This is a genomic window from Psychrobacillus sp. NPDC058041 (assembly GCF_042885655.1).
In the GTDB taxonomy this organism is placed as follows: Bacteria; Bacillota; Bacilli; order Bacillales_A; family Planococcaceae; genus Psychrobacillus.
Genome location: NZ_JBHVRO010000003.1, coordinates 159,673 through 181,540, shown reverse-complemented (window position 1 = coordinate 181,540; position 21,868 = coordinate 159,673). Strand labels below are relative to the sequence as shown.

The following is a 21,868-nucleotide window of genomic DNA, read 5'->3' as shown; positions in this document are numbered from 1 at the left end:
TTCCTCTCCTCTTCTAAGATGGACTATCTGTCTCTCCTTTCCCAAGTGCAGGTACTGTAAAGCAACTTGTCACCGCTAGAAAGAAAATGGCGCTTACCATCATTTTTATTGAATTCATCGTTCCAATCTTATTTAATAATAACCCAAACACTGCTATTCCAGGTAATGCCATTGAACTTGTGATCATATGAAACAAACTAAAAGTTCTCGTATAGTGCTCTTTTGCCACAACATCTTGCAAATAGGTAACAAACGTAACTTGATAAACACCTAATGCTATTCCTTGTATCGTAAATAAAGGCAAAATAAACCACCAAGTTTTCACAAAAAGAAGAACACCTAATGTACAGCATATAGCAAATAGCGATGGAATAATAAGTTTTTTTCGATCTACTTTACGATACAATTTTGGTGTAATACTCGCTCCTATGATAATACCTATTAAAGATGACGTTCCTATAAAACTCAGATTTTCTACCCCAACTTTTAAATGCTCAGTTAAAAACGAAATTAGGACAAGATCGATGGACGATACAATTAGCATTGCAAAGGCAAGTAATAGAAAAAGTTGCTTTAGCGTCTGGTGAATTGCTATATAGCGTATTCCATTCATCATCAATTCCCATTGTCCTACTGTCTCTGGGGCTTCTTTGCGAAACCATGGTTTTACATTCCAAATAAAAACCAAAGATAGCAGTAAACAACTAGCAACAATCAATAAAAGAATAGGGATTGGGGTCCCAAGTTTTATAAGTGCTGCAGTTGTAATTTGACCAATCATACGTACAACCGTAAATCCTAATTGAAAGATACTATTTGCTTTTGCACGATCCTCTTGTTTTACAACAAACGGTAATAATGACTGGCTAGCGGGCACAAAAAACAACCCTAATAAACTGATAATCATTAATAACAAATAGGTCCATTCTACTTGGATGAAGCTCATCGTCAATAAAAATAATACTAAAATGAAAACGCGAATTCCATCTGAAAATACCATAACTTTTTGAAGTGTTTTATCCTCTAACCAAGCCCCAATAGGAAGTGCAAAAATAGTCATGGGCAAATAATAGGCAATGTAAAACCAAGTAAAAGAAGTAGAACTGCTTGAGTAAAGTTCTATCCATTTCATTAAAGAAAAAAACATAATCGAATCCGCAAATATACTAAGCACTCTGCCAGTAAATAAATTTCCAAAAGCCTTTTCACGAAGTAATTGCATGTAAAAACCTCCATTAATTTTTTATATAGTGTACTTCAATATTTTTTATATGTAAACATTTATATATAAATGTTTACATATAAAAAGTATTGAATATTATAGGTAGCTAAGAAATCTACTAACTACCAAATAAAAAGACTCAAAAGTTGTTTACAACAACTGTTTGAGTCTTTTTTCCTTTACGAATCTGCTTTTTATTGAATTGAGTACTCCTACGGAAGCTTTTCGTAGAATTGATTGCTCCTGTTTGCAAATTGGTTGCTTTAGTTAGTGAATTGGTTGCTTTCACACTCAATTTGATCTCCCTTATCCATTTAGCGGAAAACAAATACGCCACTTTATTTAATCTGAACAGAAACAGAGCCGTCTAAGTAATTTGGATATGCAGAGAAATAGAGTTTAATTGGATTTACAATGTTTTTAGAATCCAGGTTAATAGTAGTGTAATTATATTCTCCATCCCCATCTCCATGCATACTTTGGGATGGCATATCGATCCTTTCACCTTTTGCATTTTTAGCATCTGCAAAAAGCTCATACATGTGATTTTCTTTAATTTGTGGGATTTTTACCTCAACTGAATTGTTACTAATATTCATAACTTCCAATTGCCCGTCTGCTGGTTTATTCAATACTTCTTTTTTCTCCAAATCAATTAGTAAATAGCTCTCCTCTTTAGGCAGCGCCTGCACTTTATCAAACTTAAAAAACAACTTTTTCGGTTGGTTAAAATAATTACTTTGCAAAAAATAAGTTCTTTCTTTATTTTCTACTCCACCAAAACCAGTAGTTCCATTTTGAATGGAACTCCATACTTCCCCGTTTTCATCTTCAATGCGCATATCTTCAAATTGTAAAATCTCCATATTATTCTGTTCATCAAATTCTAAATTTATTGCTACGCGAAGTGGATATACAGTAATTTTTTTCACCAACATCTTTTGACCATCCATCTCTACTTCTTGGTTTACTGAATAGACTTTCCCTTTTTTAATGTCATTTTTAATAGTAAATGGAATATTGAAGGTCGTTTTCTTTTCATTCTTTAATTGAAATTTCAATTCAAATTGCTTTGAAGCAAACTGATGTGCTTCTGCAAAATTAAAGCTTAACTGTTCTTCTATTCGATTTGTTTTTTCCTGTCCATGGAATCCGTAAGAAATGGCTGCATTATCGCTTAAACTTCTACCGTCGTTTAATACATCAACATTGTCATACATAATATTTTCAATGGAAGATGGTGCCTCTATTGTATAAAAAACTTCCATTCCAGTCTCATCTAAAATAACTCCATCTATGGTGAATGTCATATCGTCTTTTACCTGACTGACACCTATCGGCTCATAGTATTCATTTTCAATAATAGCTTCTAATCCTTTATCAATTAGAAATAAATCAACAAATCTCTCCATCCCTGGTATAGAGGCAATCGCGCTTGCAAAAGCAGGTGACACACGAATAGATGTCACGAGGGAGAGCATTAGGATAGCGGCAACTGAAAGAGTCCAAAGCGTATTTTTTCGTTTTCTTTTTTTATTTTTAGCTTGGAGCAAGCCTTGCTGGATTGCATTCATTATTTGTTGGTCAGGTATCTCGGTTTGCTCCAATTGCTTTCTTGATTCGTCCAACATTTCTTCTTCTTTTTCATACATGATCTGCATCTCCTTTCTCTGTCATGAAATTTCTTAGTGATTTTAGTGCTGTGTGGAGTCTCGACTTTACGGTTCCTTCTGGAATCTTCTTTATTTCTGCGATTTCTTTAATCTTTGTATTTTGAAAGTATTTCAGAAATATTAACTGCTGCTCGTCACTAGACAAGGATGCTATAGCTTCTTCTAACTCCATAGTAGAATCCACTGAATAGCCCGCCTCTTGCAGAACTTCATTCGAAATAAATCGCTTCTTCTTTTTCAACTGATCTTGGCAGTAATTCATCATTATTCGGATAAGCCAGGTTTTCATATATTTGGGCTCTTTTACGGTATGTATTTTTTGAAAAGCTCTGAATGTTACTTCTTGCATTGCTTCGACTGCATCGTGTTCATTTTTTAAAAATGCAAAAGCTGTTCTATATAAATCTTCTCTATTTAATTGCATTAATTGTATAAAAGCCTGTTCGTCCCCTTTTATTGCGCAACTTGCGACTTCAACTTCCTCCATCACATCACCCCATTTCGATTATGTTATACATTAGACATTCGAAGTACGAAAAAGTTCATTTATTTTAAAATAAAAAAAGGATGTCTCCAGCATTTTGGGGACATCCTCTAAATTAGTGCGTATCAATTGGCTCTTTGCAAAGCGTTTTGCTCATTTCTGCGTATTGCACGAAAACACGAGCTAGTTCGCGAAGACGCTTATGCACATCTTCATCCACAATGATATTATTTCCATCAAAATGGCTCGTATGGGTGTATACATAGTTTGGTGTAACAAGACACCGGAAATAATCCAAGATTGGCTTGAGTTGATTTTCTATTACTAAGTGATGTTGATACGTCCCACCATTCGCCACGATAGATACCGGTTTATATCGCATTGTTTTCGGATGTAAAAAATCAAACATATTTTTCAATACTCCTGGAATAGATCCTTGAAAAATAGGTGAGGCGATAATATAACCGTCTGCCTGCTCGAATTTACTTACTAGCAGTTTCATATCATCATTGTAATCATCAAACGGTCTTCCATCTACAAATTGATGTTCATAATTCGCCAAACTTACGATTTCCAACGTATAATTCATATTCAACTTCTCTATATAATCTTTCACCTGTTCTAAAATGACACCTGTTTTTGTGCCGATAATTGTCCCATCTAAAAGTAGAATCTTCATCATTTAGAACCTCCTTTACCCGTTACTAATTGTATCAAATAAATAAGATTATTTTAGACATCGAGTTTCATTTTTTTAAAGTTCATCCTTTTGACTGAGAACCATTCTTCAATTTTTCTGTATATTATCAAACTTTAAACTAATTAATGCAGTATATGCCTTCTTTTTAATAGCTGTAAATCACTTCAATTGTCTATTTTTTCTTTCTCTACAAATATATCTTTTCGCTTGTCCCAATTAAACAATTCTTCACGAGCGATGGGTTGCTCTTCCTCTTCAATGAAGGGCTTTGCATTTAAAATATCTAACGTTTTGTAGATTGTTACTTTGTTTTTATTTCCATAAACAGCGTAGTGGTACATTGCATAAGATAATTGATTTCCCTCAATAGAACGAAATCTTTTTAGAAATCCGAATAAAAGGGGATTTAATAATTGAAAGACACCTTCTGCAAGACGTTCTCCTAATCGAAATTCCTTTCTCCCCCCAGTAAGCAATGAAGGTCGGAAAATAGATAGTTTCGGAAGGTTTAAATCAATTAATTGCTGCTCCATCTGTCCTTTTACTCGACTATAAAAAAACGGAGATTTCTTACTGGAACCAGCCGCGGAAATGACGAGTATATGGTGTATCCCTCTTTTTTTAGCTAATGAAGCAATTTGTAGTGGATAAATTAAATCTACCTTTTCAAAATTTTCTTTGGTTCTTGCTTTCTTCATTGTAGTACCCAAACAACAAAAAAGATCATCTGCAATTTCTAAATCCTTTTCTTCTAGCGTTTCAAAGTCTTTTATCCTCACTTCGAGTTTCGGATGTTTATAGGAAATATTATTTCTAGCAATTACAGAAACAGAGACATATTCTTCACTTTCACATAGCTGCTTCACTAAAAAACTACCAGTAAAACCCGTTGCACCAATAACAATAGCTGTTCTTTTTCCCATTTCAATAAAACCTCCTCACTTCATAGCTACATCTTCCACTATTTCTAGTAGTCATAAGCACCTGTCCCTTTCCATACAATAAATAGAATATGTCAGGAAAGGAAGATGCAATTTGAAACTAGCTTATCTTTTAAATACATTTTCACACCGTGGATTATATCCTGCTGATAGAGCAAAGATGCTACTCCCAGCTTTAAAAGCTACAGACTGTAAGGTTTTTGTTCCTAGTTCGAATACAAGCCTTATCGAATACTTAGAAACTCAAAATATCACAGCCTATATATACAGAAACAATGGGCAACTGTTAGAAAAACTAAAACTATTTAACCCAGATTGCATTATTCACGATAATGGGAATTCCGAAAAAGATTTAATACGGCATTTAAAAACATTTAATTGCCCGCTTATTCATTTTGATGATCATGGTGATGGCAGCGCATTAGCGGATATTGTTTTTCAAGCATTATACGAAAATCCACAGGACCTAACTAAAGATAATTATGTATATGGACCTACTGGGTATATCCCAGCAAATAAAACGATTAGTAAGAATAATAACACGCTACAGAATCCACCGCATATAGTTGTTGCCTTTCCTCATGAGGATCCTGAAAACTTAACGTACAGAACGCTAAGACATCTTGTGCAATTGCATATTCCATTACAAATTAGCGTGGTAGTTGATAATTATTATAAACATGATATACACGAGCTAAAAAGGTTCGCACTTACTCGAAAATCCATTAAAGTTATTTCCACTAAAGAACCTGAATCTTATATATACACTAGTGATATCGTCATAACTTCTGGCGCTTACACCCCTCTATTAGTTGCACAACAAAAAATCCCTTGCATTGTTCTTTGTGCACATGAGGAAGAAATAAATTATGCATTTCCTCAAGAAGAAAATGGCTTTGCGAATTTAGGACTAGGGCGCAAAATAAAACAGTCCTATCTACAAAATGCAGTGATGGAAATCATTTTGCATGATAATAGAAGAAACGCTTATATTCAAAAACAAAAACACTTTCAATTTAGTTCTAACTTAGAAGATGTGGTAAATCTTATTGAACAAACAATTGCCAATAAAAAAGAGGAAGAAGAAATCGTACGTTAAGAAACTTTTTATGCTACAATTATTCAAAAAGCTGAAGGTGACTTTTCATGACAAAAGACCAACTGCAAATGGAAATTGCTGAATTGAAAATGGACTATATCCGATTGCAAGGTGATATGGAAAAATTAGAATCCAACGGATATCCTGCTCAATTAGAGAATGCCGAACGTAGACTAGCTAAAATGGAAGAAAACCTTGCAGAACTAAACAAACAACTCGCGGATTTGTAAATTCATCGCTTAAAGATTGAAGACTACTTATATTTCGAAAGTGATACCTAAGACTGTTTTGAAAACGCTTGGCAGTCAGGTACTACTTGCAACAAAGAAAGAAAGCGTTTATCAACAGTCTGAAAGCTCGCAGATTTGTATTCTGCTGAGCTTTCTTTTTTGGAGGAAATAATAGATGAGCTTATTAAACGTAGAAAATTTGGGACATACATTCGGAGATCGCACTCTTTTTAAAGAGGTTTCTTTTCGCTTAGTGGAAGGAGAGCATGTTGGTCTAGTTGGTGCGAACGGAGTTGGTAAATCAACTTTGATGAACATTTTAACAGGTGAAATTATTTATGATGAGGGTCGTGTAGAATGGTTACCCGGCACACATTATGGATATTTAGATCAACATACTCGTCTTCAACAAGGACGCTCGATGTTTGACACACTTCGAGATGCTTTTTTACCTCTATATAAAAAAGAAGAAGAGTTAAATGAAATTATCGCAAAAATGGCAGATGCAACTCCAGAAGAATTAGAAGAATTACTCGAACAAATGGCAGAAATTCAAGATGCTCTAGATGCTGGAGATTTTTATTCATTAGATATGAAAGTAGAAGAGGTTGCACGTGGGCTAGGACTAGATGCAATTGGTTTAGAGCGTCCAGTTGAAGCACTTTCTGGTGGTCAACGTACGAAGGTTCTTCTTGCCAAGCTATTATTAGAAAAACCAAAAGTATTATTACTAGATGAGCCTACAAACTATTTAGACGAAGAACATGTAAATTGGCTATCTAACTATCTAAAAAACTATCCACATGCGTTTTTATTAATCTCGCATGATACGGAATTTATGAACGGCATTGTAGATGTCATCTTCCACCTTGAATTCTCGAAGTTGACTCGGTATACCGCATCCTATGATAAATTTTTAGAGCTAGCCGAGTTGAATAAAAGACAGCATATTGATGCATATGAAAAGCAACAAGAATTTATTAAGAAACAAGAGGACTTCATAGCTAAAAATAAAGCACGTTATTCCACAACAGGACGAGCAAAATCTCGTCAAAAACAACTAGATCGTATTGAGCGTATTGACCGTCCAGAAACAGCTGCGAAACCAGAATTTAGTTTTAAAGAATCTCGTAGTTCTGGCCGCTATGTTGTCGAAGCAGATCACTTACAAATCGGTTATGATAACCCACTGCTTCCGCCATTAACGTTCACCATTGAACGCGGTGAAAAAATTGCACTTGTTGGAATGAACGGGATTGGTAAATCTACTTTACTTAAGACGATGTTAGGCAAAATTCCAGCTCTAGGTGGAAAAGTGACACGTGGAGATTTCTTATTCCCTTCTTATTTCGAACAAGAAGTAAAAGCCGGGAATATAACACCAATCGAATCAATTTGGGAAACTTACCCTAGTATGGAACAAAATCAAGTTCGTGGCGCACTTGCTCGCACTGGTTTGAAAAGTGAACACATCTCCCGTCCTCTCTCTAGTTTAAGTGGTGGAGAACAAGCAAAAGTTCGATTATGTAAATTGATGATGGAAGAAAGTAACTGGTTAATTTTTGACGAACCTACGAACCATCTAGACATTCATGCAAAAGAAGAATTAAAACGTGCAATGAAAGAATATAAAGGCACAATCGTCCTTGTAAGCCATGAACCCGAATTCTACGAAGGCCTAGTAACAAAAGTGTGGAACGTCGAAGAATGGTTCTCCACTGGCAAGGAAGTAATAGAAGAATAAGTGTGTCAACCGACCTCAAGTTTTAGAGACTTGGGGTCTTTTTTTACGGGAATTATTACCTTTAGAAGAAGGAAAAATATGCTTTACGACTTACAGTAAGTGGCACTTCGAGACCAATTTGCTTGAAGTCGAGACGAATCGACACGTATGCGAGACCATTTCCAGCTCAGTCGCAACCAATTCGACTATAATCGAGACCAAATCACCTATTCTATGTTTTTATTGGATTAGATCCATGAATTCAGCTACGCCATTACAGTAAATGGCACTTCGAGACTAATTTGCTTGAAGTCGAGACCAATCGACATGTATGCGAGACCAGTTCCAATTCAGTCGCAACCAATTCGACTGTAACCGAGACCAAGTCACCTATTCTATGTTTTTATTGGATTAAATCCATGAATTCAGCTACGCCATTACAGTAAATGGCACTTCGAGACCAATTTGCTTGAAGTCGAGACCAATCGACACGTATGCGAGACCAATTCCAGCTCAGTCGCAACCAATTCGACTGTAACCGAGACCAAATCACCTATTTTATTTTTTATAGAATTAAATTCGTGGATTCAGCTATTTCATTTACAGTAAATGGCACTTCGAGACCAATTTACTTGAAGTCGAGACCATTCGACACGTATGCGAGACCAATTCCAGCTCAGTCGCAACCAATTTGACTGTAACCGAGACCAAGTCAACTATTCTACTTTTAAAAAATAAAAAAAGAGCTTCCCAACATTAAAATGTCGAGAAGCCCTTTTCCATATTACACTAAAACTAATGAATCCTTCGCAAATTCATCATTCATAATTAATTCTTTCAATCGTTGTTTCGCTCTAAATAATCGTGACTTAACTGTACCGATAGAGACTTTCATCACTTCCGCTATTTCAATTAAGGAATATTGATGTACATAGAAGTACAAAACTGTTTTTTGATAGATGCCATCTAACTCTGCAACTTTAGAGCGAATAATCTCGCCAACATCTTCTTTTTCCAGTTGCTCTTCAACAGATAATACATCCGAAGCGATTAAATCTAGAATAGAAACGTCTAGTTGTTCAGGCTGATTTGCAATGTATTTACTACGTCTTGCTTGTTTGCGGTAACGATCACGAAATGTATTCATACAAATAGTAGTTAGCCATGCTTTTACATGATCAACCTCTTTCATATAAGATTCGTATCTTACCACTTTCATCCATACTTCTTGCATTAAATCTTCTGCATCTATTTGATTTTTAGTTAATTTCAAACATAAAAAATATATGTAACGGTTGTACTCCTCGTATACGCCTTCTATATTCACTTGCATATTTTTTCCTCCGCTCATCTTCTCTTGTTACCTATATAATGCCAAATAACAACCTTTCACTCCATCGGATTCTCTTTCAACTTTATTACAAACGTGTAAGAAAATTAATACAGCAATCTGAGAACAACTATATCCCTCAACAAAATGAAATATTTTTACATCGAGCGTCTAGACCGGGATATATCCACCTAAACTATCGCTATCAACCCCCAAAACCATTCTATAACCACCTAAAATTCCATACTTCCAAAAACGTCTAGAAATTATATAATTTCTAAGCATGTGACAAAAAAAAAAAACGCAAGGAGCTATAAACTCTCTTGCGTTACGGGAAGTAAGATTTCTTTTTTTATTATTGTTAATTTGGCAATACGGTTCCGATCCATTTCGTTTACTTCAATAAGTAAGTTTTCATATGAAAACTGCTCGGTCTCTTCAGGTACATGGCCCAGTTGATCTAGAACAAATCCACCAATTGTGTCATTTTCATTTAGAATGTTAATATCAAATAGTTGATTAATTTCTTCAATTTCTATACGTCCAGCACAAACTAATCTATTTTCAGTTATTTCATGAACTAAGATTTCTTCATCATCATCCGTTTCATCCTCTATTTCTTGTCCAATCATTTCTTCGATTAGGTCTTCATGCGTAACTATTCCAAGTGTTCCTCCGTATTCATCCAATACTATCGCCATATGCTTTTTATGCGTTAGCATTAGTTTAAACACTCTTTCAACACTTAATGTCTGCACTACAAACAACGGATCTTTATCAATAATTTCCTCCAACTTTTTGGATGGATACATCGACCACTCAATAAGTTTTTTGGAATAAAACATCCCTACTATTGTATCCATATCCTCTTCATAAACAGGATATCTCGTATAAAAATGTTCCAGTATGGTATCACGTACTTCTTCATAAGTGGCTTCCAAAGGAATAGCAACCACTTCTGTTCGATGCGTCGAAAGTACATCCGATACATCTTTGTTTGGAAAGTCGAGAATCCCTTTTATTCGCTCAGACTCTTCTTCTTCAAACGTACCATCTGTAGAGGCTATATCTACCATATTTAAAAGTTCTTCTTTTGAAATGGTCGTTTCCTTCACAGTACCTTTAGAACCAATTCGAATCATCATATTAATCAGTTCAGCTATTAAAAACGCTAGTGGTCTAAATAATTTAACAAACAGTCGTATTAATGGTGCTACCTTATAAACAATTGTTTCTGAAAAAGTTGCAGCAATTGTTTTCGGAAGCACTTCAGCAAATAATACTATGACGACAGTCAATATCACTACAGACCAAACTATATCCCAATGATAATGTTCTGAAATAAGGATTAAAAGCACTGTCATCGCTATGTTAGCTACTGTATTTCCTACCAAAATAGTAATGGTCATACGGTCCGGCTTTAATAAAAGAACAAGTAATTTTTCAGCATCTCTATCTCCTTGCTCTGCTCGCAACCGGACCTTCGTCCTATTAACTGTCATTAATGCTGTTTCACTACCCGATAAAAAAAACGAAACAAGTAGTGCAAAACCTAGTAGTACAAACTCTGTGTACAATTTTGTATCCTCCTAAAATGATAAAGTCGAACAATATTCCTTTTTATAACTATAGCATACTGTGATTTTAGTTGTCACAAATCAATGGGGTTTTATTTGTCACGACAACCAGTAACAGTATTCTTATAAGCACTCATATTATTATGCTTTTCCTGGGATTTCTATATAACTATATTAAATTTCAACTAACCCTCCATTTCTAACACATCTGCATTATCTCGGTAATAGTTGTTGAACCTACCCAAAAGGTAACAAGATTGATGAATAAACCCTTCCCATGAGTACTCATACAATAACAACAATTGACAACAATTCCATGTGGCTTTAGAATAATATTTGTAGTGAAAATGATAATCATTTTCAATTATATGTTGAACATTTCGTAACTCATGCGGTGTTCTTATATCAACACATACCAATTTATAGGGGAGAAAAACATCTTATGAAAAAATTTTTTATTCCGTTATTCCTGTTTCTTATACTTCTTCTGAGTGCTTGTAGCGACAGCAAAACAAACGATGCAAACAAAGAGACTACTTCATCTAAACCGTCAAACTCGGTAGCAGACGGGTCCGAATCGGGTTCTGACACGTTTATCTATCAATCCGAGGATGGACCGGTCGAGGTTCCAAAAAATCCGCAGCGCGTGGTTGTACTTACTAGATTTTTAACAGGTAACGTTATGGCTTTAGGTGTACCTTTAGTTGGAGTAGACGATATGTCGAAAACCAACCCAAGATTCGAAGAGCAGCTTAAAGACGTTGAGGTAGTTACGGACGAAAGCCTCGAAAAAATCATCGAACTAGGGCCAGATCTTATTATTGGGCTTTCAGATATTAATAACATCGATAAGTTTAAGCAAATTGCTCCAACAGTCACTTATACTTACGGAAAAGTGGATTACTTAACACAACAACTAGAAGTAGGTAAATTGTTAAACAAAGAAAAAGAAGCACAAGCCTGGGTCGATGATTTCAAAGCTCGTGCAACAAAAGCAGGAGAGGAAATCAGGGCTAAGGTCGGCCCAGATGCTACGGTCTCGGTCATCGAGACATTCAATAAGCAACTCTATGTCTATGGAGATAACTTTGGACGAGGAACTGAAATTCTCTATCAGGAAATAAAGCTCGGCATGCCTGAGAAAGTGAAAGAAGCAACGATCAATGACGGCTATTTTGCCCTATCGCTGGAAGTTCTAAACGATTACTTTGGCGACTACGTCATTTTCAGTAAAAACGCAGATGAAGATAATTCATTCCAGGATACTGAAATGTATAAAAACATTCCAGCGGTCAAAAACAATCGTGTCTACGAAGCCGATGCAAAATCATTCTACTTTAATGATCCACTTAGCTTGGATTATCAGCTAGAATTCTTTATTGAAAAATTTCTAGGCAAGTAATTCAAGGGATTGCTATACCGTTCTTTAACGAACATACAGTTTAATCTTTTCTTTCAATGCGAGGGTATTGTCCATTAGACGGTTCCCTCGTATTTTTTATTCATTAAAGCAACTGTTTCACTTATGCATTAACAATTACCTCCACATTTTCGATGTCACAAATCTTATGCTATGCTATACTATTTCTATTCACGAAATTTTATGAAAAGAGGGATTCTAGTGAGCCAATTTTCTACATTAGATAAATACTTTACTGAAAAAAGAGAAGTACATTTAGAAGAGTTGAAACGATTCTTACGCATTCCAAGTATTTCTTCTTTATCTGAACACAAGCAAGACATGCAAAAAGGAGCAGAATGGTTAGCAGATTCTTTAACGAAAGCTGGTTTAGAAAATGTAATCGTTGATAAAACAAGCGGTCATCCCGTTGTATATGCAGATTGGTTACATGCAGAAGGAAAACCAACGATGCTAATTTATGGTCATTATGATGTTCAACCAGTGGATCCTTTAAACCTATGGGAAACTGAACCTTTTGAACCACAAGTACGGGACAATAAATTATTTGCTCGTGGCGCTAGCGATGATAAAGGGCAAGTATTCATGCATGTAAAAGCAATTGAAGCTCTTCTTCAAACAGAAGGAACTCTTCCCGTTAACGTAAAGCTTTTAATTGAAGGCGAAGAAGAAGTAGGTAGTCCTAATTTAGAAGAATATATAGAAAACAATAAAGAAAAACTTGCTGCAGATGTAATCGTCATTTCGGATACTGGAATGCAAGGACCTGGTCAACCAGCAGTTTGTTACGGATTACGCGGTCTTTGTGGCGTGCAAATTGATGTTAAAGGTGCAAAAAGCGATCTTCACTCTGGTCTATATGGTGGTGGAGTTCAAAACTCTATCCATGCACTGGTTTCAATTTTGGATTCTTTCCGTGATGCAGAAGGCACTATCGAAGTAGAAGGTTTCTATGAAAATGTACGTCCTTTATTAGAAGAAGAAAGAGAAGCATATAAAGCACTAGGTTTCGATGAAGAAGAACTGAAAAAAGAGATTGGCGTAGACGAATTATTCGGAGAAAAAGGCTATTCTCATTTAGAACGCGTTTGGGTTCGTCCAACTTTAGAAATTAACGGTGTATTCGGTGGTTTTTCTGGAGAAGGTATTAAGACTGTTTTACCAAGTGAGGCTGGAGCAAAAATTACTTGTCGTTTAGTACCAGACCAAGATCCAGATGAAATTGTTGCCAAACTTAGAGCGCATATTGAGAAAAATAAACCTGCTGGTGTCACAGTGACATTAACTGAATTTGATAAAGGTAAACCGTTTATCACACCATTCGATCATCCAGCAATTCAAGCGGCTGGTCGTAGCTACGAAAAAGTATACAATGTACCAACAGCATATACACGCGGTGGTGGCTCCATCCCTATCGTTGCAGCTTTCGACGAAATTCTAGGCTTACCAGTAGTGCTAATGGGATTCGGCTTATCAACCGAAAACTTCCATGCACCAAATGAGCATTTCCATTTGGAAAACTTCGATCAAGGTTTACGTGTAATCGGAGACTACTATTATGAACTGGCAGAACTTTCTAAAGAAGATCTAAAAAAATAATGCTTACTAAACCACATGGATTTCTATGATCCATGTGGTTTTTTAGTTACAAGTTGCGGTAATAATTGGAGTTTTCTAATGCTCTATCTCATACCTGTTAACTAATATAGTGAGAAATGGTTGCGGTTCTGCTGGAATTGGTCTCGAATAGGGTCCATTTGGTTGCGGTTCTACTTCAATTGGTCTCGATTAGAGATAAATTGGTCTCGTTGTTCCGTTTATTCACTTTTTATGGATAATAATTCCGTGAATTTTTATCGATGTAAAAATAGATAACTTTTCATTTCGAGTTAACTCTTTATTATGAGAAATGGTTGCGGTTTACTGGAATTGGTCTCGAATAGGGTCTATTTGGTTGCGGTTCTACTTCAATTGGTCTCGATTAGAGATAAATTGGTCTCGTTGTGCCGTTTATTCACTTTTTATGGATAATAATTCCGTGAATTTTTATCGATGCAAAAATCGATAACGTTTCATTTCGAGTTAACTCTTTATTGTGAGAAATGGTTGCGTTCCTACTGGAATTGGTCTCGAGTAGGTGCCATTTGGTTGCGGTTCTACTTCAATTGGTCTCGATTAGAGAGCAATTGGTCTCGATTAGAGAGCAATTGGTCTCGTTGTGCCGTTTATTCACACACAAAAATGGCTATCTCGATGCGAGATAGCCATTTCCATTTACTTATTGTTGTTTTTCGAATATCGTAATTAATTCTTCCACACTTTTACGTGGTTTTGGTTTAGGCATTTCATCGAAGTATCCGACTTGTAACATGCTTATGATGCGTTCTCCCGGTTTTATTCCAAGTGCTTCTCGGAATTTTGGATTATCTAAAAATCCTGGTGTTTTCCAACAAGACCCGATTCCTCGATCCCAAGCAAGTAATTGTACATTTTGTACTAGCATACTAGCTGCTGCATAATCCTCTAGTCTCTCCTTCTGACGTGCGTCTTCAGGAACGATTACAAATACATATCCACCAGGTGCTGTATATTTTTTCATTTGTTTTTCTAAATCGTCTTCTGAAAGCTCTTTCCATTTTGGAATAGCAAATTCTTTTAACACATCATATAATTCTACTTGCTCTTTTCCACAAGCAATAACAAAGCGCCATGGCTGTCTTAACTGATGATTTGGTGCCCATATTCCATCTTCTAAGATAGCTAATAATGTTTCTCTTTCTACTGGTTGACCGTTAAATTGCTTTATGGAACGTCGTTGAACAATCGCATCGCGAACAGTTAGTGATTGACCTATCATTTTTTGAAAAACTCCCTTTTAATAAACGTGAATGATTATTAATATCATACCAATTAATTGAGTGCATTAAAAGTCTTGCTTTTTTCACAGCACAGTTACTCGGTTTTTTCCGTTTTTCTTTGATTCATAAAGTGCATTGTCCGCTCGCTCAATTAATTCTTCCTTTTGTTTAAATGAATGATGCTCCGTCGATGAAACACCAACACTAATTGTGACATAATTATCATCAATGGTACTTGAAATCTTTTGTTCCTCTATTAATAATCGTAAGTTTTCAGCAAAATGAGTAGCTTCTTGTAATGAAACACTTGGTAAAACGACCACAAATTCTTCTCCCCCATACCTTGCTACAAATGTGTTACCATTGCACATTTCTTTTACTAGCTGAGAGTAGTGGATTAATAACTCATCCCCTGCAATATGTCCTTTGTTGTCATTATATATTTTAAAATTATCTACATCGATCATTAGCAGAGACAAATGCTGATTAGTAGAAAATGCTTCCTTGAAATATTTCCCCACATATTCATTAAAATATCTTCTATTATAGATCCCTGTCAAACCATCTACTAGGGTCAGCTTTTTCAATTCATCATTCTTTTGTTTTAATTCCTCTGTTCTTTCTTTAATTTTGTCATCTAACGATTCGTTTAGCTGTTGTAAATCAATGGACAAATTCTCTGCTTCTTCAAATTTGCGAGCATATTCTTTACTTAGATTGATTGACTGTATTAGTACATATAAAAAGAAACCAATTGTTGTAAAAGGAATGGAATGAATCCAATTTAGATAGAGTAATATATCGTTTATTACCGAACTAAAAAATATTAAATTCGCTAATAGATTCACAAAAATAGTAGGTCTTTTTCTCTTATATGCTAAAATTAGCACATATAACATGTAAATCATAAAAAAAGCAATGAGTATAAAAAAGTAATATAAAAGTGGTTGATAAAAGACAGGCTCCGCAAACGTTGTTACCGTCAGTGCAATAATTGAAATAATTATGCCAATAACGACTGGTGGTTTTTCCATTTCATTAGGATACATTGTTCGTACAAAAAATAAATACAGAATGAAAAGAGTGTAAATACAAATAATTTCAAATCGATTTGCCCAAACCCAAGGAATCATAGCGACAAAATGGTTAAAATAATAAGGTGGTTTTAATATGGAATATAAAGAAATGAAAATACTAATCAAACCAAAATAAAGGAATACTTTGTCTTTTCTTCTAAAAAAGAAAATAAATAATTCATAAATTCCCATAACCAAAATGGAACCGATAATGAACATTGTATAAGCTAAAGTATTTTCATATGTTCTTGAAACATGTTCTGAAGTTCCTAAATATATTGGCTTCGTTGCTCCACCTATCGGATTTGTAAAATTTGAAATATGTAAAACGATATTTATTACTTTTTTTCTCGGTGTAAAGTAAACGAGACGATTAGAATAATCAGGTTCGCTTGTTAGAAAACTTGTGCCTACATAACCATTGGAAGCAACCCTAACTCCATCTATTAAAAGTGTGTAAGATGTATTCTGGTTTGTCGTTGTAATTGCTAAAGTATTGCCCACTTTCTCTTCCGGTATTATGACCTTTAAATAGTAAGTTCCGTAGCCAAAGTTGGTTCCTACTGTGTCTTCCCAATTGGATGGTACTGTCACGTTTGCCTGTGTGTTTTGGCTAGTCCTATCCTTTATCTCATTTTCAGTTAATAATTCTTTCCAAAAGAACTTCCATTCTCCATTTAGTTGAATTAGCTCCGTACTAGTGAAGTCTTCTCTACTTAATACTAACACTCCATTTTTCGCCAATGGAGGTGCAAGATTTTGTGGATTACAGGATGCTAGTGTAAATAATATAAGTAAAAATAATAGTGAAAATCGTGTTTTCAAACTGGGCAACCTTTCTCTACTCTCACAAACAAATTATTTGGGGTGATGTAATGTATCTTTACTGGTTAATTAGCTATATATTTGGTAATTTACTTACCGCTTGGTGGGTAGGTAAATGGAAAAAAACTGATTTACGAACGATGCGTAGTGGTAATTTAGGTGCAAGAAATGCTGGAGCGGTTCTTGGAAAAACGGCTTTTTTTCTTACTTTTTTAGGCGATGCACTAAAAGGGATTCTAATTATATATTTCGGCTTTTATTATCAATTCTCCTTAGTTATTGTTGCAATTGGTGGATTATTAGTTATATTAGGTCATCTTTTTCCTTTTTGGCTAAGATTTAAGGGTGGTAAAGGAATTGCAACTTTTGTTGGCGTAGCATTAGCTTATAATCCACTGTTATTCAGTATATTGGCATTATTTTTTGCCCTTTTACTGCTAATTATTAGAAGTGCTACATTGAGCATGTTTTTAGCTTTTCTTTCTTACGCTTTCATATGTTTACTAAATCCATCATTATACCATGCATGGCCACTTTCCATAGCAATTATAATTATTCTTATACGGCATCGATATGATTTAGCGGAATCATGGAATACTCGATGGTGGAAAAGGCTGCCTTAATTATTATCTATACAATAGTAATTTTTACAATGGTTATTAAGTATGTGACAGACATTATGCTATAATTATTATTAATTAACTAATTTATTGAATAGGGTGTTTTTATGACTAAGAAAAAAATTGCTTGGGTAGTAGATAGTAGTGCATATGTAAATACTTCGCTTCAAGAGCATCCTGATGTGTATATTATTCCCCTCTATATATCTTTTGGACAACAACAGTTTATAGACGGAGTTGATTTAACTTCTGAACAACTGTACGAACGAATTCGAAATGGTACGGAAAATGCAAAAACCTCCCAACCATCTACTGGTGAATTTGCAGAACTTTATACAAATCTAAGCAAAGAATATGAATCAATTATTGCTATCCATATTTCCAAGAGTTTGAGCGGAACGATATCTTCTTCTATAAATGGTGCTCAAATCGCACAAGTTCAAGTGGAATGTATCGATTCTCTATCATTATCTGCCGGAATTACAGGTTTAGTAGAAAAAGGGTTGCTTTTGGAAGAACAAGGACTGTCTTTTGAAGAAATTGCATCCTCTTTAAGAAAAGAAGCAACTAAATTTCGTAATTACATTTTAATTGGTAACTTAACTCAGCTTTATAAAGGTGGAAGATTAAGTAGTGCCCAGTTTTATCTTGGTAGTTTGTTAAAAATAAAGCCCATTATCCAAATCAACAACAAAGGTGAATTAAAAGAACTGGATAAAGTTCGATCGCATAAAAAGGCTATACAATATCTAATCAATAAAGTAATAGAATCTGTTCAATCAGAGGGTGTAGATCTAGTTTACATTATGCACGCTAATGCAATAGAACAAGCGAATGCTTTAAAAAATGATCTTCAGCTCCAATCACCCAGTCTTCAGGTAACAATTGGGGAAATTAGCACCGCTTTAGCAGTTCATGCCGGTGAAGAAACTTTAGCAGTACTGTGGTATGTAAAATAATTTGAAAAGCAAAAGCGTCTTTTCAGTGCATCTTGGATTCACTAATTCCTGAGTGCATTTGACGAAACATTGGTTACACTATTACAGCGGGATTTTGGATCGTGAAGTGACTGCGTCACTTCACAATGGATGTTTGTCCGATAATTAGAGAAAAAAATACTTTCTTACACTATTAAAAGCTTCCGAAGATACCATTTCGGAACCATTCGCAACTTCGTGGAGCGTATTCGAAATATCTACTGCTTAACTACCCGCAACATTCCGATACATATGCGCAATATTTAAAAAAAGTGTAACTAAACGTCCATCGTTTGGTTACACTTTTCGTTCGGTTAGAAGTTGTCATTAATATGAAAGAAAATATAACTTGTTTTTGGTGTATGTGCATAAGAATCTTCGTAGTCCCAATACCTGTCTCTACTATTATTTGTATGTGCATTTACATATGGCATACCATCTTTGATACTGGTTACAATCGTCGAGTGATCGTATCTACCATCTCCTTCAAAATCATAAAAAATAAGATCTCCCGGTATTAATTTCGATGGAGAATCCACTTGGGTCGCTTGTAACCCCTTTGTTGACCTTGCCAAATACCATCGTAATCCATGTGGAGTGCTCCAGCTATAGCTCCACGAATGATTTCCAAGCCACCATCCTCTTCCCCTATTTGGCTGCCCTCTCATGGGAGCACCACCTGCAAATAAACATTGTGAAATATAATTTGTACAGTCCACATCGAATATCGGAAACTTAGGATTATTACTATTCCACCATTTTTGGGCATAGGCTACTGCTGCGGCACGGTTATATGTTGCCAATTTTCCACCTCCTTCTCTTCTGTTTATATGATTTCGTTTAAAAAATATGCTAGTATTGATTCAATGAATCCTATTTTATTTTTCAAAACAAAAATTTAACAAAAAAAGTTATGTAGTTTAGAAAGTAACTGAGCAGAAAAGTTTATTTTTCTTATTAGTTTGGAAAGGAAGATGGCTAATGCCCCAACATGCAGAGAAAGAAATTACATTGCCAACTTTGCTTTGTGATGAAAAAGGCAATTTAAATCCAAAAGCGATTGGATATGCGAAGAAGCCAATCATTGAAAGCAATTTAAAAGGACACTATATGCGGAAGAAAAAGTGGAATTATTGGTGTGTGTTTGGAGATGAAATCCTTTTTTCTGCAACGATTAGTCACTTAGATTATGCAGCAGTTTGCTTTGTATATTTTTTAAATTATGAAACTCAACGTTACGTTGAAAAGACGGTAACGATTCCTTTGGGCAATAAAGTGAAAATGCCTACTCAGATTTTGGAAAGCGTTCAATTACATTCAAAAGAAATGTCCATTCAGCTTTTATATATACAAAATGAAACTCATATGACAGTTACCATACCTAACTTCGATGGGGATTTTTTACATGCTGATTTACATATTTCACATCCTATAGATGATGAATCACTCAATGTAGTCATTCCATGGAGTCGGACACAGTTTCAATTTACAGCTAAACATCATTTATTGCCTACAACTGGTTTCGTAAAAATTGGAGATGCTCGTTATTCTTTTCAAACAGAGGATAATTTCTCTGTGCTCGATTATGGCAGAGGTGTTTGGCCACGTGAAGCTTTATGGAATTGGGGTTTTGCTTCCCAACGTGTTGGTTCCAAACGAATTGGACTGAACTTTGGAGGAAAATGGACGGATGGAACTGGGATGACGGAAAACGGAATTTTCATCGATGGTAAGTTAACTAAAATTCACGAAGATTTATTATTTACCTATAATCCGAATGATTTCATGCAACCTTGGACAATAAAAACTAAGTTTTCAAATGAAGTGAATTTAACTTTCACTCCATTCTTCCATAGAATTGCAAAAACAAATGTAAAGCTTGTGACTTCGAACGTGCATCAAATGGTAGGATATTATAACGGTAAAATCCAGTTAGAAAATGGTCCCTCCCTTCATATTCATCAATTACTTGGATGCATCGAGGAGCATAAAGCCAAGTGGTAAAAAGCTGAGTAATTTAACTCAGCTTTTTTTATTGAATAAGTTGTTTGATTAATTCTCTATTTCGTTCCTTAAAAACTTCATTATGTGACGAAACCATTGCAATATTATCTGCATCTGGTTGAATATATTGTTTTGCTTGATTCACCGCATTTGCAGCATCATGGAAAGTTCCTGCAATTAAATACAGCTTTCCTGGATGTTGTAAAATGTCACCTGCAGCATATACACCCTCAACGGAAGATTCACTCAAACTGGTGCCAGCTACATAAAAGTTTTCAGCAATTTGAATATCTATATTACTATTCTTTAAAAGATCTGCATCTTGCTCATATCCATGATTAATGACCACTTCATCTATATCTAAATAGGATATTTCCCCTGTTTCATGATTCGTTAATGCTACTTGTTCAATAACGTCATGACTTTCACTCGCTATAAGTTTTGAAATAGTTGTATTAAAGTAACAAGTTATGGAACTTTCTAATAGTTGCGTTACTTGGGCTTCATGACCATTCAAGGCATCTTTTCTGTATGTCAGATATACTTTTTTAGCAATTGGCTCCAATTCATTTGCCCAGTCAATCGCGGCATTTCCTCCACCTGAAATAATGACTGTTTTATCTTTGAAACGTTGCAAGGATTTTACTGTGTAATTTAAATTCCCTACTTCGAATCGTTCTGCACCCTCTATTTCAAGCTTTGTTGGCTTTAATATTCCACTACCTACAGCTATTATGATGGTTTTAGAATAATGCTTCTGTCCTGAAACTGTATGTAGAACAAAAATTCCATTCTCATCTTTAGCAATGGATTCTACTTTCTCATTTAACACTACTTCCGGATCAAATGTGAGTCCTTGTTGTATTAATTGGCCCATTAATTTTTCTCCTGAAATTGGCGTTTGTCCGCCAACATCCCAAATCATTTTCTCAGGATATACGTGAATTTTTCCGCCCAATTGTGGTTGGTATTCAATAATTTTTGTTTTCATTTCTCTTAAACCGCTATAAAAAGCGGAATATAGTCCCGCTGGTCCCCCACCAATTATTGTCACATCATATATATTTTTCATTTACTTAAGTCTCCCACCCAAAAAAAGTTATTGTTGA

The 21,868-nt window shown here is 35.1% G+C and carries 19 protein-coding genes; 8 read left to right on the top strand and 11 right to left on the bottom strand.

All coding sequences use genetic code 11. The features are described from left to right. Window positions 1–13: 13 nt before the first annotated feature. From ACFVR1_RS05980 to ACFVR1_RS05960, 5 genes are all read right to left on the bottom strand, one after another. Window positions 14–1,222 carry an MFS transporter gene (locus ACFVR1_RS05980; protein ID WP_387581654.1) on the bottom strand — a complete coding sequence of 403 codons (1,209 nt, stop codon included), beginning with the start codon at window positions 1,220–1,222 and terminating at the stop codon, window positions 14–16. A 338-nt stretch (window positions 1,223–1,560) separates the two neighbouring features. Then, complete coding sequence (locus ACFVR1_RS05975) at window positions 1,561–2,874, bottom strand: DUF4179 domain-containing protein (RefSeq protein WP_387581652.1); 1,314 nt, start codon at window positions 2,872–2,874, stop codon at window positions 1,561–1,563. Further along, on the bottom strand, window positions 2,867–3,382 hold the full coding sequence (locus ACFVR1_RS05970; protein WP_387581649.1) for a sigma-70 family RNA polymerase sigma factor: 516 nt from the start codon (window positions 3,380–3,382) through the stop codon (window positions 2,867–2,869). Before ACFVR1_RS05970 ends, ACFVR1_RS05975 begins: the two co-directional genes overlap by 8 nt. Before the next feature lie 112 nt (window positions 3,383–3,494). Next, window positions 3,495–4,058, bottom strand: coding sequence for an NADPH-dependent FMN reductase (locus tag ACFVR1_RS05965; protein ID WP_387582420.1), 564 nt, complete (start codon window positions 4,056–4,058; stop codon window positions 3,495–3,497). A gap of 185 nt (window positions 4,059–4,243) precedes the next feature. After that, complete coding sequence (locus tag ACFVR1_RS05960; protein WP_387581647.1) at window positions 4,244–5,002, bottom strand: NAD(P)H-binding protein; 759 nt, start codon at window positions 5,000–5,002, stop codon at window positions 4,244–4,246. A gap of 112 nt (window positions 5,003–5,114) precedes the next feature. Here ACFVR1_RS05960 and ACFVR1_RS05955 point away from each other — a divergent pair, with 112 nt between their 5' ends. From ACFVR1_RS05955 to ACFVR1_RS05945, 3 genes are all read left to right on the top strand, one after another. Then, window positions 5,115–6,119 carry a hypothetical protein gene (locus tag ACFVR1_RS05955; protein WP_387581644.1) on the top strand — a complete coding sequence of 335 codons (1,005 nt, stop codon included), beginning with the start codon at window positions 5,115–5,117 and terminating at the stop codon, window positions 6,117–6,119. Window positions 6,120–6,166: 47 nt separating this feature from the next. Next, the gene (locus tag ACFVR1_RS05950) at window positions 6,167–6,349 is read left to right on the top strand and encodes an SE1832 family protein (RefSeq protein ID WP_387581642.1); all 183 of its coding nucleotides are present in this window, start codon (window positions 6,167–6,169) and stop codon (window positions 6,347–6,349) included. Between the two features lie 175 nt (window positions 6,350–6,524). Next, window positions 6,525–8,093: an ABC-F family ATP-binding cassette domain-containing protein gene (locus tag ACFVR1_RS05945; protein ID WP_387581639.1), complete on the top strand. Its 1,569-nt coding sequence runs from the start codon at window positions 6,525–6,527 to the stop codon at window positions 8,091–8,093. Between the two features lie 763 nt (window positions 8,094–8,856). On the opposite strand, the gene ACFVR1_RS05940 is transcribed toward ACFVR1_RS05945, so the two are convergent. Both ACFVR1_RS05940 and ACFVR1_RS05935 read right to left on the bottom strand, forming a co-directional pair. Further along, window positions 8,857–9,405, bottom strand: coding sequence for an RNA polymerase sigma factor (locus ACFVR1_RS05940; RefSeq protein WP_387581637.1), 549 nt, complete (start codon window positions 9,403–9,405; stop codon window positions 8,857–8,859). Between the two features lie 308 nt (window positions 9,406–9,713). Beyond that, on the bottom strand, window positions 9,714–10,979 hold the full coding sequence (locus tag ACFVR1_RS05935) for a hemolysin family protein (protein WP_387581634.1): 1,266 nt from the start codon (window positions 10,977–10,979) through the stop codon (window positions 9,714–9,716). A 442-nt stretch (window positions 10,980–11,421) separates the two neighbouring features. Here ACFVR1_RS05935 and ACFVR1_RS05930 point away from each other — a divergent pair, with 442 nt between their 5' ends. Next, on the top strand, window positions 11,422–12,381 hold the full coding sequence (locus ACFVR1_RS05930) for an iron-hydroxamate ABC transporter substrate-binding protein (protein ID WP_387581632.1): 960 nt from the start codon (window positions 11,422–11,424) through the stop codon (window positions 12,379–12,381). A gap of 219 nt (window positions 12,382–12,600) precedes the next feature. Further along, entirely contained in the window at window positions 12,601–13,998 is a 1,398-nt protein-coding gene (locus tag ACFVR1_RS05925) for a dipeptidase (RefSeq protein ID WP_387581630.1), read from the top strand. Between the two features lie 679 nt (window positions 13,999–14,677). Here the strand turns inward: ACFVR1_RS05925 and ACFVR1_RS05920 are convergent. Further along, a complete protein-coding gene (locus ACFVR1_RS05920; protein WP_387581627.1) occupies window positions 14,678–15,256 on the bottom strand; it encodes a nitroreductase family protein in 579 nt (192 codons plus the stop codon). 84 nt (window positions 15,257–15,340) lie between these two features. Then, window positions 15,341–17,158 (bottom strand): sensor domain-containing diguanylate cyclase, encoded by a 1,818-nt coding sequence (locus ACFVR1_RS05915; protein ID WP_387581625.1) that lies wholly within the window; start codon window positions 17,156–17,158, stop codon window positions 15,341–15,343. Window positions 17,159–17,208: 50 nt separating this feature from the next. On the opposite strand from ACFVR1_RS05915, the gene ACFVR1_RS05910 reads away from it, so the two are divergent. Together ACFVR1_RS05910 and ACFVR1_RS05905 are read left to right on the top strand one after the other, a co-directional pair. Continuing rightward, window positions 17,209–17,781 carry a glycerol-3-phosphate acyltransferase gene (locus tag ACFVR1_RS05910; protein WP_387581622.1) on the top strand — a complete coding sequence of 191 codons (573 nt, stop codon included), beginning with the start codon at window positions 17,209–17,211 and terminating at the stop codon, window positions 17,779–17,781. Window positions 17,782–17,885: 104 nt separating this feature from the next. After that, window positions 17,886–18,737: a DegV family protein gene (locus tag ACFVR1_RS05905; protein WP_387581620.1), complete on the top strand. Its 852-nt coding sequence runs from the start codon at window positions 17,886–17,888 to the stop codon at window positions 18,735–18,737. Window positions 18,738–19,069: 332 nt separating this feature from the next. Here ACFVR1_RS05905 and ACFVR1_RS05900 read toward each other — a convergent pair whose 3' ends face one another. Further along, window positions 19,070–19,558 carry an amidase domain-containing protein gene (locus ACFVR1_RS05900; protein WP_387581617.1) on the bottom strand — a complete coding sequence of 163 codons (489 nt, stop codon included), beginning with the start codon at window positions 19,556–19,558 and terminating at the stop codon, window positions 19,070–19,072. A 178-nt stretch (window positions 19,559–19,736) separates the two neighbouring features. Between ACFVR1_RS05900 and ACFVR1_RS05895 the strand changes: the two genes are divergently transcribed. Continuing rightward, window positions 19,737–20,759 carry a DUF2804 domain-containing protein gene (locus tag ACFVR1_RS05895; protein ID WP_387581614.1) on the top strand — a complete coding sequence of 341 codons (1,023 nt, stop codon included), beginning with the start codon at window positions 19,737–19,739 and terminating at the stop codon, window positions 20,757–20,759. Between the two features lie 28 nt (window positions 20,760–20,787). On the opposite strand, the gene ACFVR1_RS05890 is transcribed toward ACFVR1_RS05895, so the two are convergent. Further along, window positions 20,788–21,831 (bottom strand): NAD(P)/FAD-dependent oxidoreductase, encoded by a 1,044-nt coding sequence (locus tag ACFVR1_RS05890; protein ID WP_387581612.1) that lies wholly within the window; start codon window positions 21,829–21,831, stop codon window positions 20,788–20,790. Between the last annotated feature and the right edge of the window lie 37 nt (window positions 21,832–21,868).